The 18,426-nt window shown below is 48.7% G+C and carries 18 protein-coding genes; 9 read left to right on the top strand and 9 right to left on the bottom strand.

Annotated features, from left to right (window positions below):
* Positions 1-7 precede the first annotated feature (7 nt).
* From NT002_04680 to dtd, 4 genes are read right to left on the bottom strand one after another with little or no spacing between them, the layout of a single operon-like run.
* On the bottom strand, positions 8-586 hold the full coding sequence (locus tag NT002_04680) for a hypothetical protein (protein ID MCX6828558.1): 579 nt from the start codon (positions 584-586) through the stop codon (positions 8-10).
* On the bottom strand, positions 573-1,400 hold the full coding sequence (locus NT002_04675) for a DUF4115 domain-containing protein (GenBank protein MCX6828557.1): 828 nt from the start codon (positions 1,398-1,400) through the stop codon (positions 573-575). Before NT002_04675 ends, NT002_04680 begins: the two co-directional genes overlap by 14 nt.
* On the bottom strand, positions 1,390-2,010 hold the full coding sequence (locus tag NT002_04670) for a Maf family protein (protein MCX6828556.1): 621 nt from the start codon (positions 2,008-2,010) through the stop codon (positions 1,390-1,392). The genes NT002_04675 and NT002_04670 overlap by 11 nt, the downstream gene beginning before the upstream one ends.
* Complete coding sequence (gene dtd / locus NT002_04665; protein MCX6828555.1) at positions 2,000-2,446, bottom strand: D-aminoacyl-tRNA deacylase; 447 nt, start codon at positions 2,444-2,446, stop codon at positions 2,000-2,002. Before dtd ends, NT002_04670 begins: the two co-directional genes overlap by 11 nt.
* Positions 2,447-2,570: 124 nt before the next feature.
* On the opposite strand from dtd, the gene NT002_04660 reads away from it, so the two are divergent.
* From NT002_04660 to NT002_04620, 9 genes are all read left to right on the top strand, one after another.
* The gene (locus tag NT002_04660; GenBank protein MCX6828554.1) at positions 2,571-6,767 is read left to right on the top strand and encodes an acyl-CoA dehydratase activase; all 4,197 of its coding nucleotides are present in this window, start codon (positions 2,571-2,573) and stop codon (positions 6,765-6,767) included.
* A complete protein-coding gene (locus NT002_04655; GenBank protein ID MCX6828553.1) occupies positions 6,764-8,419 on the top strand; it encodes a DUF885 domain-containing protein in 1,656 nt (551 codons plus the stop codon). The genes NT002_04660 and NT002_04655 overlap by 4 nt, the downstream gene beginning before the upstream one ends.
* Before the next feature lie 53 nt (positions 8,420-8,472).
* On the top strand, positions 8,473-8,799 hold the full coding sequence (trxA, locus tag NT002_04650; GenBank protein ID MCX6828552.1) for a thioredoxin: 327 nt from the start codon (positions 8,473-8,475) through the stop codon (positions 8,797-8,799).
* Between the two features lie 2 nt (positions 8,800-8,801).
* Entirely contained in the window at positions 8,802-9,245 is a 444-nt protein-coding gene (locus NT002_04645) for a CoA-binding protein (protein MCX6828551.1), read from the top strand.
* Positions 9,246-9,526: 281 nt separating this feature from the next.
* The gene (locus tag NT002_04640; protein ID MCX6828550.1) at positions 9,527-10,363 is read left to right on the top strand and encodes a rhomboid family intramembrane serine protease; all 837 of its coding nucleotides are present in this window, start codon (positions 9,527-9,529) and stop codon (positions 10,361-10,363) included.
* Positions 10,364-11,602, top strand: a complete 1,239-nt coding sequence (locus NT002_04635) for a hypothetical protein (protein ID MCX6828549.1) — start codon at positions 10,364-10,366, stop codon at positions 11,600-11,602.
* A gap of 61 nt (positions 11,603-11,663) precedes the next feature.
* Positions 11,664-12,407 (top strand): cytochrome c biogenesis protein CcdA, encoded by a 744-nt coding sequence (locus NT002_04630; protein ID MCX6828548.1) that lies wholly within the window; start codon positions 11,664-11,666, stop codon positions 12,405-12,407.
* Between the two features lie 102 nt (positions 12,408-12,509).
* Entirely contained in the window at positions 12,510-13,253 is a 744-nt protein-coding gene (locus NT002_04625; GenBank protein MCX6828547.1) for a DUF2064 domain-containing protein, read from the top strand.
* Positions 13,254-13,261: 8 nt separating this feature from the next.
* Positions 13,262-13,990: a creatininase family protein gene (locus NT002_04620; GenBank protein MCX6828546.1), complete on the top strand. Its 729-nt coding sequence runs from the start codon at positions 13,262-13,264 to the stop codon at positions 13,988-13,990.
* Between the two features lie 46 nt (positions 13,991-14,036).
* Here NT002_04620 and NT002_04615 read toward each other — a convergent pair whose 3' ends face one another.
* From NT002_04615 to NT002_04595, 5 genes are all read right to left on the bottom strand, one after another.
* Complete coding sequence (locus NT002_04615) at positions 14,037-15,419, bottom strand: outer membrane protein transport protein (GenBank protein MCX6828545.1); 1,383 nt, start codon at positions 15,417-15,419, stop codon at positions 14,037-14,039.
* Positions 15,416-15,967: a hypothetical protein gene (locus NT002_04610; GenBank protein ID MCX6828544.1), complete on the bottom strand. Its 552-nt coding sequence runs from the start codon at positions 15,965-15,967 to the stop codon at positions 15,416-15,418. The genes NT002_04615 and NT002_04610 overlap by 4 nt, the downstream gene beginning before the upstream one ends.
* A 29-nt stretch (positions 15,968-15,996) precedes the next feature.
* Entirely contained in the window at positions 15,997-16,788 is a 792-nt protein-coding gene (locus NT002_04605; GenBank protein ID MCX6828543.1) for a hypothetical protein, read from the bottom strand.
* A 229-nt stretch (positions 16,789-17,017) separates the two neighbouring features.
* A complete protein-coding gene (locus NT002_04600) occupies positions 17,018-17,533 on the bottom strand; it encodes a nitroreductase family protein (GenBank protein ID MCX6828542.1) in 516 nt (171 codons plus the stop codon).
* A 1-nt stretch (position 17,534) separates the two neighbouring features.
* Positions 17,535-18,374, bottom strand: coding sequence for an aminotransferase class IV (locus tag NT002_04595; GenBank protein ID MCX6828541.1), 840 nt, complete (start codon positions 18,372-18,374; stop codon positions 17,535-17,537).
* Between the last annotated feature and the right edge of the window lie 52 nt (positions 18,375-18,426).

Raw genomic sequence — 18,426 nt, 5'->3', positions numbered from 1 at the left:
CGGAACGCTAATTGGCTGTTTCGTCAAATTTGGTTGATTTGTTTTCCCGCAGTTGGGCAATCATGTTAATAATAGATCTGTAAATATTCTTCTCATCACGAAGATACCCGCTTTTAATTTCCAAATTGTAGTAGGGGATTCCGAGATTGCCGCCGGCGCCGGCCCGGATCGCTCTCGGAAAGGCCAGTAAAATCGATTTGACAAAATGACTCGGCGAGAGATTCAAATCCAGAATAAGGTCAAAGCGATTCTGCTTCAAAAGATTTATATAGGCGGTCTTAGCCAGACCGCTCCAGGTCAATTGATCCGACGAGGGAGTCAATATCCGATACCCCTTACGGGGGAAAATTTCATAGACCGGGCTGCCCGGGGCGGCCAGCAGGTAGATTTCGGAATCCGAAAATATCCGGGCCAGTTCCGGCAGGAGCTGTTTGATCATTGTCAGTTCGCGCTGGCCAGGGGGAAGACAGATCATGACGTTTCGAGTATTCCGCATATCCTCCGGCAGAGAGATGGGAGAGGCCTGATAGGTGCGAAGGTGAAAGCGCAAACGAAAGCCCGCCACTATTTCTTTAACGCCTGCCACCGGTAGTATCCTCGGGGAGGAAGTAGAACCCCCTTTTGTTTTCGCGGTTGATTTCCAGCCCGCGGATCGGTTTCCCTTCTGGAGAAAGCGGTTTCATTAGAGTATCATCCAGTCTGAATTCAACGCCGGAGGGATTGCCGGCTGAGATAACAAATCTATTCATGGCCGTCAGATTCCGGACGGTTCCCGGCTGCAGGCTGCCGAAAGCAGCGGTGTCATCATCGGCCATAATCAGAAACCAGCAGGTTTTTTTCACGTTGACTTCCAACCTCATGGCAGAATTCTGCGCCGTGCTGGCCATGATGGAATCAGCAACATTGGCCTCTATCGGGGGTGCCACCGTATCCAGAACAACTTCGGCATTCACCTGCGGCTTGATTTCCTCGGCTCTTTCACTCTCTTTCGGGGTCTTGCCTTGGAGCATTATAAAGGCCGTGATACCGCCGCCAACCAATATGATCGCGATTAACCAGAGCCAGTTTCTGAATGACGCCTTCAGTTCGGAATTCCGGGTTTTCTTTTCCTCCCGAAGCCCAACCGTTTCGTGAACTGCACCGGGGATTCCGGAAACAGGTTCCGGTTCTTTTTCACTTTCAAAAAGCTCATGATCGTCGATACCCAATTCTCTTGCATATGACCGGGCAAAAAGATCATAGTACACAGAGGAATGAAATTCCTTCAAATCACCTTCTTCAATGGCGACAAGGTATCTCTCGGGGACCTTGGTTTCCTCGGCCAGCACGGTTATGCTTTTCCCCAATTCCATTCTTCGCTTTTTGAGTATCTCGCCGATCTCTTTATATTTATATGCCATAACAACTCATTTCCGTCATAAATTTCCCGGCCAGCCTTTCCAATAGGCTCATAGGCAAGCCGATCACATTATCAATATTTCCCTCTATCCTGTCAACTAAAAAACCGCCTTCTTCTTGAATACCGTACGCCCCGGCCTTATCGAGTGGTTCGCCAGTCTTGATATATGCTTTGATCTGAGCGGCTGAAACCGGATTGAAGTAGACATCGGTAAACTCAAATCCGCTTGCCATATACCCTCCGCGCTCAAGGAGCGCTATGGCCGAGCAGACCGTATGCCGATTGCCCGAAAGGGCTGAGAGCATCTCAAATGCTTCCGCCTCCGACTCGGGTTTCCCCAGCACAAGGTCATTGAGAATCACGATGGTATCACACCCCAGAATGACTTCATCGGTCTCAATTTCCCAGCATACCGCAAGGGCCTTCTTCTGAGCCAGAAGCGCTGCCAGCGCTGACGGATCCTGATGAGCATGGTTGTTCTCATCGATATCCGGAATCAGTTGCCTGAAATTGATTCCGGCCGCCCGTAAGAGACTTACCCGCCGGGGGGAACCGGAGGCAAGGACAAGACGATACCTGCTTAACAGTCTATCTAATTCTTTAAACTTCATGATCATCAAGCATTATTGTCACCGGCCCATGGTTAACCAGCTCCACCTGCATTTTGGCCCCAAAAAGGCCGCTTTCCACTCTGAGGCCGGATTTCCTGAATTCGGTTATCAGATTATTGTAGAATGATTCCGCCTCTTCGGGCGGCATGGAGTTGTCGAATCCGGGCCGGCGCCCCTTGCGGCAGTCGGCATAGAGAGTGAATTGAGAGACAACCAGGAGTTCTCCCCCCATATCCAGAAGGGAGAGATTCATTTTCCCGTCTTCATCTTCAAAAACCCTGAGGTTGAAACATTTTTCGGCCAGCTTTCTCAAGCTTTCCGCCTGATCATCCTTCCGGAAACCGCATAAGACCAGAAAACCCCGTTCGATTTTTCCGACGGTTTTTCCCTCAACCCTCACTTCAGCCCGGCTGACTCTTTGAACTAATAAACGCATAATTTAAGACAGGGCAAATATAAGTTAAAGCTTCTTTTAATCAAATGTTTATGATTGCAGACAAGGCAAAAAATTGTTATTATCAGGCACAAAAAACAATCTTCCTGAAAAAGGTGAAAGCGAAATGGAGTCCGCCGAATATTCAATCGGGGTTGACATCGGGTCGGTTTCAGTCAAGGTCGCTGTCCTGGATAATAAAGGGGCGATTGCCAAGACCGCCTATCGTCGGTTCCATGGCCGGCCTTACCAGACACTTAAGGACCTGCTTGATAGCGAGTTTGGTGATTGGATTCTTCAGCCGGTCAGGCTTGGTTTTTCCGGAATAGGCGGACGGACCGGGGTCAGTATTCTTGGGGGCAGTTTCTTTGGGGAAATTGCCGCTATTGCCGCCTCTAATGCTTATCTAGTGCCTCAGGTGCGTACAATAATCGAAATGGGGGGAGAGGATTCAAAATTTATTCAATTGGATCCCGAACGACAGGTAGTGGTCGATTTTAGCATGAATAATCTGTGCGCCGCAGGAACCGGTTCCTTCCTTGATCAGCAGGCGGGACGCCTGAAGATATCAATTGATGAGGAATTTGGGCAATTGGCCCTTAAATCCCAGAATCCCCCTCGTATTGCGGGAAGGTGCTCGGTTTTTGCCAAGTCCGACATGATCCACCTCCAGCAAATTGCCACCCCCGATTACGATATCGTGGCCGGGCTCTGCTTTGCAGTGGCCCGCAACTTCAAAAGCGCTATTGCCCGGGGGAAGAAATTTCTGTCTCCAGTCGCCTTTGAGGGCGGCGTAGCCTCCAATCCCGGAATGATTCGGGCTTTTGCCGAAATTCTCGAGATCGGCCGGGAGGAATTGATCATTCCGAAGTATCACAATGTCATGGGCGCTATTGGGGCCGCTCTTCTGGCGACCAAGGCCACAGGAGTCGCGCCTGTCAGCATTGATACTGAAAAGATATCCGGCTATCTCCAATTCCGAGGTGTGCCCCGCACCGGACGGGAAAGGCTGACTTTTGATTTTCCCGATTCCAAGTTCTATGCTGTGACGGCCAGGCAATACCGGGGGACGCTGGATCATCTGGATGTTTACCTTGGAATCGATGTCGGCTCTCTTTCCACCAACCTGGTGCTGATAGACCGGAACAAGAATGTTGTCGCTCGCCGCTATTTGATGACCGAAGGCCGCCCGATTGAAGCGGTAAGACGCGGTCTGGCGGAGATAGGCGCTGAAGTGGCTGGGAGAGTCAGAGTCATCGGGGTCGGCACGACCGGTTCGGGGCGTTATCTGACCGGGGATTTTGTTGGGGCCGATATTGTCAAGAATGAAATAACGGCCCAGGCCACGGCGGCCATAAATTTCGACCCGACGGTTGATACCATTTTTGAAATCGGGGGACAGGATTCCAAATATATTTCCCTCCACAATCAGACTGTCATTGATTTCGAGATGAACAAAGCCTGTGCCGCCGGAACCGGTTCTTTCCTTCAAGAGCAGGCCGAAAAGCTGGACATAAATATTGAGCGGGAATTCGGCGACCGTGCCCTTTCCGCCGAGTGCCCGGTCGGTTGCGGTGAGCGCTGCACCGTTTTCATGGAATCGGATTTGGTGAGCCACCAGCGGGCCGGCGCCGGGACAAATGATCTCATTGCCGGATTGGCCTATTCCATTGCCGCCAATTATCTGACCAAGGTGGTCGGCGATAGAAAGATCGGCGATAACATTTTATTCCAGGGAGGCGTAGCCTGGAATAAGGGAGTGGTGGCCGCCTTCGAGAAGCTCACCGGAAGGAAAGTCACGGTTCCGCCGCATCATGATGTCACCGGCGCCATCGGAGCCGCCATTCTGGCCATGGAATTCGATCGGGGAAACGGCTCCAAATTCAAAGGATTTGACCTCTCCAAAAAGAAATATACTCTGGATACTTTCACCTGCCAGGATTGCTCCAATATGTGTGAGATTAGGACGGTCAATGTTGAAGGGGAAAAGCCGCTGTATTACGGCAGTCGCTGCGAAAAATATGATGTCAACCGGGCCGAAAAAGGCTCCCTTCTTCCCGACTACTTTAATCTCCGTCAGCAGTTGCTGATGAAGAGATATATTAATGCTGAGAGGAAAGAGAGTAGCCGGGGGAGAGTTGGGATTCCCCGAATACTCCACTTCTTTGAGTACTATCCCTACTGGAAAGCCTTTTTCGAGACGCTTGGCTTTGAAGTGGTAAACAGCGACCTGTCTAATCATGCCATAGTCGATGCGGCTCTCGAGAAATTCGCCGCCGAGACCTGTTTCCCGGTCAAAATGGCTTTCGGCCACATGGACAATCTGATAAAGAAGAAAGTCGACTATATCTTTTTGCCCGGCATAATAAGTTTTACCGAGGACAACTATGATGATTATGGCAGCTATATCTGTCCCTATGTTCAATCGATAGGCAATACCGTTGCCTCCAAGTTTGACTTTGCCGCCGAAGGGATCAAATTTATCGGCCATCCCTTAAAATTGCAGCGCGATAATAGTAAAATGCTCATAGAATTAGCGCAATTAGTTAAAGTAATGGGTTTGCCTGAGAGTGAAGTCAAAAAAGCGCTGGCCAACGGCATATCGGCTTACGACCAATTCCGCAGAAACATGGAGGCGGAAGGCAAGAAAATACTCGAAAGTCTTGAACGTGACGAAAAATGCATCGTTATTGTCAGTCGACCATATAACGGCTTTGACCGGCATCTTTCTTTGGAAATACCGGACAAAATCCGCAAAATGGGATTGAAAACGATTCATATCGATTTTCTTCCCATGAAACTGGATACCGAAGAACTTTCGGAAATGTACTGGTTGTATGGCCGGAAAATCCTCTCCGCGGCCAACTTCATCCGCAAGCACTCTAATCTCTATGCGGTATATTTGAGCGCCTTCGGCTGCGGTCCCGATTCCTTCATAACTCATTTTTTCCGCCGCCAGATGTCCGGCAAACCTTATCTCCAGTTGGAACTGGATGAGCATTCGGCCGATGCCGGCGCCATTACGCGCGTGGAGGCATTCCTTGATTCATTGAGATTCTATAAATATGCGCCACCTCTTTACGAGTTCACTCCCGCCGACCGCAATTTTTCACCGGCCGATAAAACCATTTTCATTCCCAACATGTGTGATCATGCCTATCCAGTGCGAGCCGCTTTTGTGCGATGCGGCATTAAAGCCGAAGTTATGGAGGAACCGGATGAGGAAAGTCTCACTTATGGAAAAAGATTCACATCCGGCAAGGAATGTTTCCCCTGCGTGGTGACCACAGGAGATATGTTGCGAAAAATAAATTCACCCGATTTTGACCCGGAACGTTCGGTGTTCTTCATGCCGGGAGCCGATGGTCCCTGTCGTTTCGGATTGTACAGCCAGTTTCATCGCATCATATTGGATGAACTGGGATATCGAAATATACCGATATACTCCCCCAATTCCAGGACTTCCTACGCCGACTTTGGTTTGGAGAAAACACCATTTCGACGGCTGGGCTGGCGTGGAATTGTCTTTGTCGATTGCCTCATTAAAATTTTGCTTAAGACCAGACCGTATGAAATTGAAGAAGGTGCCGCCGAGAAAACATATCGGAAATATCTGAAAAAGATGGAAGAGACAGTTATCGAGGGCGGCGACTTAACAGCATTGGGCGACGAGGCCGCTCGGGAATTCAGTCGGATAAAACGGAATCCCGAAGGGAAACCGAGGATCGGGCTGGTCGGGGAAATATATCTTCGGAACAATCGCTTTTCAAATAATCATCTGATAGCCAAAGTGGAAGCGCTGGGGATTGAAGTCCAGTTGGCTACTTTTGCCGAATGGGTCAACTATACGACCTACACTTTCAAACTCGATTCCCTTTATAAGAAATCATGGAAGGGCATCCTGAAAGCCGTTCTTCAGACCTATCTGCAGAATAAGGATGAATATCATATCGAAAAGGCTTTTACGAGGCACTTCCCCATAGACCATGAATTGCCCATCAGCGAAGTCGTGCGGTTGGCCGCTCCGTATCTTCCGGTGGATGTCAGGGGAGAGGCAGTTCTTTCCATCGGCAAAGCGATCAATTTTGTGCATCATGGTGCCTCGGGTATCATCAACTGCATGCCGTTTAACTGCATGCCGGGTACAATAGTGACTTCTCTTTCGCGCCGCGTTGCCCACGATCTGGGGGAAGTCCCCTGGCTTAATATCAGTTATGAAGGTCTGCAGGATACCGGCGAGGAAACACGTTTGGAGGCCTTTGTCGATCAGGTCAGGAATATGCATGCCCGCCAAGAAGAGAGACTCGGAGAGAAGCGGAAATGACGCACTCTAGCGACCGCGACCTCGCATGGGAAGCATTGGTCGATGAAATACTGGAAGAAACCTGGAAGTTCTCGCCCATTTCGGCCACCTTTGCGGGAATACATCAATATGATGGCCAATTGGATCATGTCGATGAGATTTCGCGAAATGATTATCTGAGAAAGGAGAAAAACTGGCTATCACTGCTGGGGGAATTCAAGAAGGCGAACGAATTATCTGCAGAATGCAAACTTGACTTGGAAATGCTGGCCGCCAATATTCGAAAAGATATTGCCTCAGAGCGAATGTTCAACCGGCTTCGTAACGACCCCTCCTTTTATCCCAATAATGCCATTTTTGCCTGCCTGATATTTCTCATCCGCGATTTTCTATCCAGGGAAGAAAGATATCGCTTTCTTATTTCGCGTTTAAAGGAAATTCCGCGTTATCTGGCCGAAGGCAAGAGCAACCTGCGCATGAATGCGACGATTCCCGAGCTCTGGCGCGACATGGCTGTGGAAATGGCCCATTCGGGGCAGAGGTTTTTTACACAGTTAATGACCCGGACGGCCATGGAGTTACAGCCTCTCAAGAATGATATTTTGGCCGCCGCGACTCTGGCTTCAAAAGCATTTGACGATTATCTAAAGTTTCTCAACGAGGAATTATCCCGGAAAGCCTCGGGATCTTTTGCCTGTGGGGAGGAGTACTTTGGCCTTCTGCTTAAAGAGTATCATTTGCTCCCTTATAGTCCGAGAGAACTGGAGGCGATCGGAATTGAATATATCGATCTGACCCTGAAGCAGATGAAATCAATTGCCTCCGAGATTGCCCCCGGCCGGGATCTGTTTGAACTGCTTGAGGAGATAAAATCGGACACGCCGGCGGCATCGGAATTGCTTGAAGCCTATCGCCTCGAGATGAATCGAACAAGGGAATTTGTAATAAAGCAGGATTTTATTGATCTGCCCAGAAATGAAATGCTGGAAATAATGGAAACCCCTGTTTCGGAACGGGCAACTCTTCCATACGCCGCCTATATGGCGCCGGCTCCATTTGAAGAACCGCAGCGCGGCTTTTTCTGGGTTACGCCGATTGACAGCGGTACTTCACCGGAGAGGGCGAAAGAGCAGCTTTTGGGCCATAGCCGGGCGGCGATAGAGGTAAGGACCTTGCACGAGGGTTATCCGGGTCATCACCTTCAATTATGTTTGGCCAATCGTAATAAATCCAAAGTACGCCGGATTTATGGGACACCTGTTTTTGTTGAGGGATGGGCTCTGTATTGTGAAGATTTGATGAGACAGAAAGGGTATTATTCCGGTCGCAGGACCGAATTGATACAATTGAAAGACCAGCTCTGGCGCGCCTGTCGGGTGGTGATCGATGTCCGGCTGCATGCGGGCCGATTCAGTTTCTATGACGCGGTGGCAATGTTGATCGATATTGCTCATCTGGAGCGACCCAATGCCGAGGCGGAAGTGCGCCGCTATTCGCAAAGTCCCACCCAGCCGATGAGTTATCTGATAGGAAAAATCGAAATAGAGAAACTGGCGGCTGATTTTCGCCGGCAATCCCCACAGGTTTCTTTAAAAGAATTTCATAATCGTTTATTATCATATGGATCCATTCCCGTGTCCCTGGTTCGCCGGGGCATGATGGGAACAATTTGATTGACATATTGTTTAATTGAGTCGTAAATAACTTCAAATTTCTGGAGAAAGTAATGAGCAAGCCAGTTGCGATAACGGACAGCGTTTTTGATCAGGAAGTAATCAAATCGGATAAACCGGTACTGGTAGATTTCTGGGCTACCTGGTGCGGTCCCTGCAAGATGATTGCCCCTATTTTGGAAGAGGTAGCGACTGAATATGACGGTAAGCTGAAAGTAGTCAAAATTGATGTTGATGCCAATGCCAAGGTTGCTTCCCAATACGGTATTATGTCGATTCCAACCTTGCTCCTTTTCAAAAACGGCGAACTTGTCGATCAGGTTATTGGGGCAATCCCGAAAGCTCAACTTGTTAATCGCCTGGCCAAAGTCATCGGGTAAATATGTCCGAATATAATAATAGTGGGGAGGGATGGCAGAACCCCTCGCCCGATAAGCTGCGTGAGCTTTTAAAGAAGGCAAAAACTGTCGCCGTGGTCGGCTTATCCTCCAACCCGGAAAGAGCCAGCCATGGCGTGGCCCGCTACCTTCAGGAACATGGCTATCATATCATTCCCGTAAACCCGAAAGAGGCAGAAGTGCTCGGCGAGAAGGCCTATCACGACCTCAAATCGATACCGGTTCCGGTGGATATTGTCGATGTCTTTCGTAGCCCAGACGCGGCTTTGTCTATCACAGAAGAAGCGATTGCCATCGGCGCCGCCGCCGTCTGGTTGCAGGAGTCGGTTGTCTCCACCGACGCTTTCATGAGGGGTGAGGAAGCCGGGCTTATAATGGTAATGGATCGTTGCATTTATAAGGAGCATGTTCGTTTGATTCAACTATAGGATTTGCACCCATGGACATCTATGATATTGTCTCGATTTCAGTATTTCTCTTACTCTGGTTCCTGTTGACGGTTATTGTTTTTCCCAAATTAGGTATCCGGACATGAATGAGTTCCGCCTGCGATACCCAGTTGGGTAAAAAGAGCAAGAATAAAGAAGAAGATCCTGCTTCCTCCGAACCGGAACTACCTTAAAATTGTAAGATTCTTTATGAAGAGGTTGACTTTGCCCCTTCAAAACCTTAATTAAGAGGTATATTTCGAATGCCGATAGGTTGAATAATGAAGCGGTACGACAATTATGCGGGTGAGCCGAGCGGATTCCGAATTGGCCCCGGTTCCGTTAGCCCGGTTATCAAATATCTTCTGATTTTCACTGCCGGCTTTTTTGTCATTCAGAAACTGTCAACCTACCCTCTGGAATTGACTTTTGGCCTGACCCCGGCTCTTTTCCTGCGGGAGTTCCCGAAATATATTTTTCAGCCCCTAACTTATATCTTTTTGCATGCCGGGATCTTTCATATTCTCTTCAACCTGCTGACTCTCTGGATGTTTGGGACGGAAATTGAATACTCCTGGGGTTCAAAGTCCTTTCTCCGTTATTATCTCCTTTGCGGATTGGGCGGTGCCCTTTTTTCGCTGGCCTTCAACTATGGTCTTAATAATCCGATAATTGGTGCTTCCGGAGCGATTTATGGCGTTCTGGTAGCCTATTGGCTGATGTTCCCCGAGCGATATCTGTTGATATTCTTCATCTTTCCGATGCGCGTCCGCTGGGCTATTCCGCTGTTTGCGTTGCTGAACTTTGTCGCCTCCGGCCCCAATGTGGCTCATTTAGCACATCTGGGCGGGGCTGTTATGGGATTGGCCTATATTAAGCTTGATTGGCGACTTTTCAGCCTGGGACACCGGCTGAAGTCGTTGAGGCTCAAAAGAAAGACAAATAAACTGGAGAAAAACCGCCAAAAAGCCGAAGAAATAATGAGAAAGGTTGATGCTATACTGGATAAGATAAATGAGGTAGGCCTTGAGAACATTTCCCGGGAAGACCGGAAATTTCTTGAGGAAGCCAGCCATATTTTATCCAGAAACGACAACAGCACCAAGGTTGACAGATAAATGCCAAAAAAAATCCTCCTGGCTGAAAAATCAGACGCTATTAGAGCAATAGCCGAATCACTTCTCCATCAGAATGGCTATGATGTCATCAGCGCTTCATCAACTGAAAAGGCTAAAGAGCTTATTATCACCTCTCAGCCAAATATGCTGATTGTAGGGGCCGATCTCAAGGATCCCGCGGACAAGTATTTATATGATTCGATTGAGGAAAACCCGGCTACTTCATCCATACCGCTTCTTCTGATAGCCGACCCGGAGGGGCGATCTCTCCCGTATCCGGATGAGGTCATTCTGACCCGTCCCTTTGACCCCAGAGAGTTTATAGAAAAGGTCCGGCTCTTTGTCGGCGGTGGGATCGAGAAACCCGCGGTCGAGCAGATAACAACGGCTGACCCCTTTGCCATGGGAACGGTCGATGATGAGTTTCTGGATGCCGCTCTGGGAATAGACAATATTGATGTTGAATCATCTGAAGTTGTCGACAAGAAATGGGTAACCGGTAAGATCAAGATGCCCACTCCTTCCGAGAAAGGGAACGGTTTTGCTATTCATCATCCCGAATTTGATGAAACGGCCGGAAAGAGTGACAGCCAGAAAGTGGAATCGCTCATGATTCGAGAAGAGGGGAGTTCTACTTCGCCGCCTGAGACGGAAGCGAGTAAGCTTTCAGCTTCCTCCAAAATTGAGATCGCCTCTGACCAGTACGGCTTGATCGAGCCTGATAAAATTCACGAGATGGAAAGCAAGCATTCTCCGCATGATTATAACTGGTTTATCAAGGAAATGCAGAAAGAAGCAGCGGGTCTGCAATTGCCATCGGATACCGGCAGTCTTCATTTGTCGGTCAATCATGAGTTCATTGAGCCGATAAATCCTCCGGCGCCTGCCAAGGCATTGTCGGAAACGCCTGGAAACGCTCCTGAAACCCCCGAAATTATCGCCGGTGGCGTGGATGAATTCATCGCGGAATTTAAAAAGGAAATGGAGAAAATCGATTCCACTTCCGAATCTGCTCCGTTGCAAGCTGCGGTTTCGGCAGAGACGCCGACACCAGCCAAGAAATCCCATTCGGAGTCCATGGCGGCCGCTGATGATGACGAATTACGACATTTCAGCAATTACATGGTGGAGCTTCTGGCGGAAAAGCTGGCCAAACAAATAATCGATAAGATCAATGCCGAAGAGATATATCGCATGGTCAAGGACGAATTGGCGACCATGTTGGCAGATAAAAAATAGCTCCATTTCTTCCCAGCTTTCCCTTATATTAGCGCGTTAAATAATAGCATTAAGGATTGATATGTTTGAAACATCGGCATCGGTAAGCTATCTCGGCGCTTTATTGGCGGGGGGGCTCTCATTTGTTTCTCCCTGCGTGCTTCCTCTTATCCCGGGATACATCTCCTTTATATCGGGTGTTTCTCTTGAGGAATTGACCGATAAAGAAAAAGCTTCACGTCATCTTTATCGGGTGGCAATAAACACAATTTTCTTCGTTCTCGGCTTTTCTTTGATTTTTATTTCTATGGGCGCCTCGGCATCGTTTATCGGCAAATGGCTTTTCCAGAATATCGGCATTTTCAACAAAGTCGCCGGCGTCGTAATTTTTCTCCTCGGTCTGCATGTCTCCGGTCTGGTTAGAATTAAAGCGCTTAATTATGAAAAGAGAATACATACCGGCCAGAGGAAGTTCGGCGTTGCCGGTTCGGTGCTCATCGGTATGGCATTTGCCTTCGGCTGGACTCCCTGCATTGGTCCTATTCTCGGTTCCATCCTGACTCTGGCGGCCAATCAGGGCACGGTGGGGCAGGGGATAATCCTGCTGACTTTCTATTCGGCCGGACTGGGCATTCCGTTTATCTTGACCGCTTTACTCTTCAATTTCCTGATTGGATTTTTCGGCTTCATTAAGCGGCACTTCCGCGCCATCGAAATTATCTCCGGCGGACTGCTGATGCTTATAGGCATACTGATTTTCTTCAATATCCTTCAATACCTGGCCAATTATCTTCTCGAGTTGTTTCCCTCGCTCAATATCGGATAACCCAAAGCAAATGCGAAAAAAGCCCGCCGACTCTTGACTCGCCCGACGGGCTTTTTTATATTGGGCAGAATTGAACTATAAAGAAAAGACTGACCATATCGTATGACCGGTTCAAGAAAGAATGACGCCGTTTTGGCGATCTGCATTCAGGAGGTAACCGAGGACGGTTCCGAATTGAATATCGGCGATAACTTCAGCGCCGAGGATATCAGGTTCCTGCACCAGGCATTCATTGCCGATACGCTGGTGAATATTCTGGATATAAAGGGAGTCGATTTCACTCTCTTTTATGCCGATTTTCCGGATACGAGGAAATCGGTCAATACCATTCTGAATTATTTATCAAAGAAGTTGAAAGGAAAGAAGGCGGAAATTCTGGCGGACGGGCTGAAGATTACTCCGCTTTCGACAGAAAGATGGGGTATGAAAATGGAGGCCGCCTTCAAACAATGTTTCGATGAAGGTTACAAGCATGTCTTGCTTATTGGCAGTCGCACCCCCACGCTGAAAGAAGACTTGCTGAAGCTGGCCCTGAAACTCCTCAAGAAGTCGGATGCCGTCTTCGGGCCGACCGTGGAGGGAAGATATTACCTGATCGGCATGTCGGAGCAGTATAATGTGGAATTGGCTTCCTTCGATTGGTGCTCTCCCAATATCTACGCCGAAGTGGCAAACACTTTTCGTCAGAAAAACCTCTCCTGGTCGGAATTGGAGATCTGGTATGCCGTGGAGCATCCCGAAGACCTTGAATATCTGGTTCGCGATATCAATCAGTTTCGACTGGAGGAGGATGAAATCTCGGCCAAGGAAACCGAGCTTGTCTTGGAAAGAATCCTTAACCGATAGAAAAATCTATGGAAAGAAAACTGCACCGACTCTCATGGAAGAATATCAAGGGGCTAGTTCCCGATAAGACCGACACTCTGATTTTTCCGGTCGGAACGGTGGAAGCGCATGGGACCTCAGCTCTGGGAACCGATAACTTTATCCCGGAATCGATAGCCGAATATCTGGCGGATAAGATCAATGCTCTTATTGCCCCCACGGTCAATTATGGCATCACCCGCTCGCTCTATGGTTACCCCGGCTCGGTGACTGTGGGCGAGACCAGTTTCAGAAATTACATTGATGATATTCTCGTTTCTTTTTCTCATATCGGCTTCCGTAAGATAATTCTGCTCAACGGCCATGGCGGCAACAACGCGGCCCTCAAGGAAACGGCTCAGCTGCTCTTTTATAATCATAAAGTGAAAATCGCCGTGGTTCACTGGTGGGTGCTCTGCGCCGAAATGGTTAAGGAATTCTATGGCGAGGCGGGTGGTCATGCCGCCCTCGATGAGACAGCACTGGTGCAGGCAATTGATCCCGCTCTGGTTGACAGGAGCCTCTATAATTCCAGCCTCGCTTATTATGTTCAACCCGGAGCCGATATTTACCCGATTCCAGGTTCCATTCTGCTCTATACCGAAAACCAGGGATATCCCGATTTTGACCTGGATAGGGCCAAGAGATTTCAGACGGAAGTCTTCAAGAAAATCGAGGAATTTATCCGGGTGGTATTAAAGCAGTGGGAAGCGATATAAAAAAGAGGCGGTCGCCTGACCGCCTCTTTTCATTTTGCGACAATCTCTAAAATCTGTAAGCTGCGGTCAAAAATAATCTATTATAAGTTATATCTTCGTCAACGACGAGGTAGTGATATCGGCCGGCCTCATTATTATATACAGTCGAGTAGAGAAAATCGGAATTGCGGCCGTAGGAGCCGTGCATATAGGCCAGATCGATGGTCATCACCTGATCGATAAGCAGACCCAATCCAAAGGTGTAACCAAAGCGACTCTTGTTCTGAAATTCCTCTTTAAAGGGAAGCGGGTCGGTAAAATACCCGCCGCGAAGCGATAAGCCCAGCGCAGGAAAAACATACTCGCAGCCCGCACGAAACCTGAGCGCGTCACGATAATAACTCTTTATCTTGCTGTTTTCCTTTTCCATCTCGACATTACCACCATAGGACAGCTGGCTCCAATCGGTGTAATCAATATCCATTTCAAGAGTGGCGTCCTTAAAACGCGACATCAATCCGGCGGAAAATACAAACGGCTTCTTAACATCATACTCAACATAATTGGCCGTCTCTTCGGAGACGTAGCCGGTATCTTCAAGGGTGAATGAGCTGTTGGAATTTTCATCCACGCTCAGGACAGCCGGTGTCTCCATAGCCAGACCCAGGCCGAAATATGGTGACATTTGCACTGCCAGACCCACCTTGCCTCCAATTCCGAGATAGGAATCCTCGATGTACTGCTGACTGTGGTAGGTCAAAGCCTGAAGCGAATCCAGATTGTACTCCCAATTATATTCATGTTTGCCGGTGTAAAGGTAAACGGTCGCACCGCATGAAATTTTGGGAGAGAGATCCATGCCCGCTCCAAAACCCCACTGGTACAGCCCGCCCGACTGGAACTCCTTGGCCGAGGCGGTTATCGACCCGGCGGCGGAAGTATCGCGGTGATACAGGCTGAAGATTCGGTCAAAGTCGGCGGTTCTGACCACCCCGATTCCGAGAACGAGCGAGCCGCGATAGGTCGGATAGGGAATGGAAATTATCGCCGAGTTAAGGCGAGTGTTGGTTTTGGAATCATCCACGCTTCCCGAAAGCGGTACGAAAGACTCAAACCGGCCGCTAAAAACATCGACTTCAGGAATGACACTGTTGAAATTGACGATCTTGCGAATAGGGCGCAATGATGCTTCATCACGGTACTTTTGATGAGACATCCCCAGCAGGAATTCAATCCGCGGAATCCGGGCCAGGTTGGCCGGATTATAGAAAAGAGCCGTGCCGTCATTGGTCATCAGTCCGGCACCCCCCATGGCCATCTGTCGAGCGCCATAGCCAAAGAAATTGCCGGCCGTGATCTCCTCAACACTTTCAATATATTGACACCACGCCGTCGAAATGGCTGTCAGAGAAAGCACCAGAACAACAGGGAGAATAAATCGCTTCATCATCTTCCTTCCTTTCCGTCTCGCCGCTCAGCTTTCTTGCTCTCCTTTTTCTCTTCTTTCTTCTGTTCGGCCTTTTTCTTATCATCGGTGGCGCTCTCGGGTGGGTTCGCCTTGCCGCCTACTGTCGCCGGCTGAGAACCGCCGGGTTGCTGCGGAGAAATAGATGGAACTCCGGGGGACGGCAGTTCCGTGCTGTAGGGCGGGCGAAGAGAATTGCGCCGCACCGCCTTTTCACCTTCATTTGGCCGAGGGCTGTTATCATTGCGGCTCTGCTCGATGTCATCATTATCATACCAATAATTATCCCACCACCAAGGGTAAGCATAATAATGACCCCAGCGCGGCGCCGACCACCAGTAGTCCGGATAGTCGCCGTAGAAATAGCCGTAGGGATATTCTTGATAGTCCGCATGGCAGCGGACACAATCATGCTGATAATCGGTCGACGTATAATTTTCCTGCACTTCCGGATGTTTAAGAATCGTATAACAGCCGGCCAGAGTAAGAATGGCTATACACAAAGGTATCAGGAGGGTAAAAAACTTTCTCATGGGTCTCAAGACCTCCAATCATAATATCTCTAAAAGAATTCTATATAAGTAAAACGTAATCCTCGTCCGAAGGAATTGACTCCCCGGCGGTTATTAAGAAGATTCTCAAACACCGCCTCCAATTCCAGATTCTCCGAAAAGAGCCATTTTATCCCCATATTCAAATACCCCCGCCCCTTGCCGGAGAGCTCATTGGAACCGTCATCGTTCAACGCGGCATCATATTCGAATAGAAAAGCCACATTGTAATTGAACTGGGTGTCAAAACCAAAGAAGAAACTCGGGCTATTATCCTTATCGACTTCATGCTCCATTGAGTAATTGATTCCGAAATGGCCGCCGACCGAGGAATTATAGAACGCAAATGAACGGCTGATAACGCCGTAAAATCCTTTTGATTTATAGGTGTACCGCTTCCATTCACTGCTGTACGAACCGTAACCCTGAGAACAGAATCCGAGCGACAGCGCCGGCATGTAAAATCCCTCATCGATAAGACGCAATTTGATATTGAACTCGATCCGGGGATTCCAGTTCGGTTCACTTTCCGCAATTATTCCCTCGGCCCCATACGACAGCCCGACCATGAAACGGTTGGAAAGTCCGATAGAAGTGCTCCCCATAATTCCTCCATTCGGATAAACCCGGAGGACGACATCAAAGCAGCCGCGGGGAAGAGTTCCCGCGGTAGGGGCGTTGATTAGATTCCGCGGCGGGATATCGAAGACCGATCGCGCTACCTCCTTCTGCTGGGCATATAACGGGCCCATTAATAAAAACATCAAGCCGGCCCAAAAGGCGACTCTTATAAGTCGATGCATTTTACCCTCCAAGATAAAATTGCTGTCTCTTTTCATACCGGCGATAATATCCTTTTGCCTGCGGCTAATCAATATAAAACTGTTTATACATCACTCAGGTAAAATCAATGCAATTTTCATTCCAAAACTGACTGAGAAGTAAATTCGGATGAAAGCTAACAGTTTAGCAGTAAACGGCCGGAATTGGACGCACAATTTTTGTTCCGCTTATCCCGATTATGCACTTAATCTATTCCGACCATCTCTCACTGCAGGTAATTTCCTCAAGTTTCTTTCTTTCCTTGGGGCCGGGTGTTTCTGCCGGATAGCCGATCGTCAGAAAACCGACCAGCGGATACTTGTCCGGAATCCCGAGATATTTCTTTGCCTCTTCCATATAGAACGACCCGATCCAGCAGGTTCCAAGCCCTTCGCTGACTGCGGTCAGGGTCATCTGAGCGAAAGCGGTGGAGATATCGATTTGTGAGGCCGATTGCCCCGAACCCATCCGGTAGTCCGGATTTGTCGCTACTCCCGCGATAACAACCGAGGCCCCGGCAATCCACATTCGTTCCTTGCAGATTCTGGCTACCTCTTTTTTATGCTCTTCATCTTTGATGATTATAAATTTCCATGGTTGGAGATTGCTGGCCGAGGGGGCCAGCCGGGCCGATTCCAGAATCCGAAGAAAAATATCTTCGGGAATCTCTTTGTGCTGATATGCCCTGATAGAGCGGCGTTTGAGGATGACGTCAAAAAATTCCATTCTATCCTCCCGTGAAAATCAGATTCTTAAGAAGCTCTTGAAGCCTCGTAGTTACCGTTCCGACCTGAAACCGAAATATCTTATCACTCTTTACAGTCGTCACCGGCAATATCAATTTCAATGATGAAGTGATGAATATCTCATCCGCTTTGAGGAAATCTTCCAGCCTGATATTTTTCTCATATACCGGCATGCCGTTTTTCCTCGCCAGTGCCAATATATGCCTCCGGGTCATACCTTCCAGACAACCCGCGTTCAGCGGCGGCGTATAGAGTTTTCCCTTCTTAACCCAAAAGATATTGGCCGAGGTGGCCTCGGCGACAAAGCCGGCGCGGTTCACCAGTATGGCGTCATCATACTTCGATTTATAAGCGCGCTTGCGCGAAGTCATCTCAATTACAAATGAGAGCGTCTTGACATTTCTGAAGGGGGAGTTCTCAATAATGCGAAAAGGGGAGACTGTCAGGCGATAAGTTCGTTCGGGAAGCGCATATTCGGTGACGATAATGATCACTTTCGGTTTGGTCGCCTTACCCGCCCAAAAGGCCGTCTCACCCGCTGTGACCGTGAGCCGAATCTTTTTTATCGGCGCGGGATTTTTCTTTGCCGCGCTGATTATCCATCTTTTGAGCGTGGGCAGCGAAACCGGCAGCCTCAAACCGATTAATCGCGCTCCTTTTTCCAGGCGCTTCAGGTGACCATCCAGGAAAACCACTCGCTTGGCGATTGCCAGCAAGGTTTCGAAAAGACCGTCGGCATAGAAGAGGGAATTATCAAAGACCGAAATTTTGGCCCGATTCCCGGCCACTTCCCTGCCGTCTATGAAGCAGTTTATTCTCATAAATTACGGCCAATATACTAAAAGAATCTGAATATTCAATAACCGCACCCAA

It is taken from the genome of Candidatus Zixiibacteriota bacterium (genome assembly GCA_026397505.1).
In the GTDB taxonomy this organism is placed as follows: domain Bacteria; phylum Zixibacteria; class MSB-5A5; order GN15; family PGXB01; genus JAPLUR01.
Note: the sequence above shows the minus strand (reverse complement) of the source record. Positions and strands in the feature narration are given on the sequence as shown.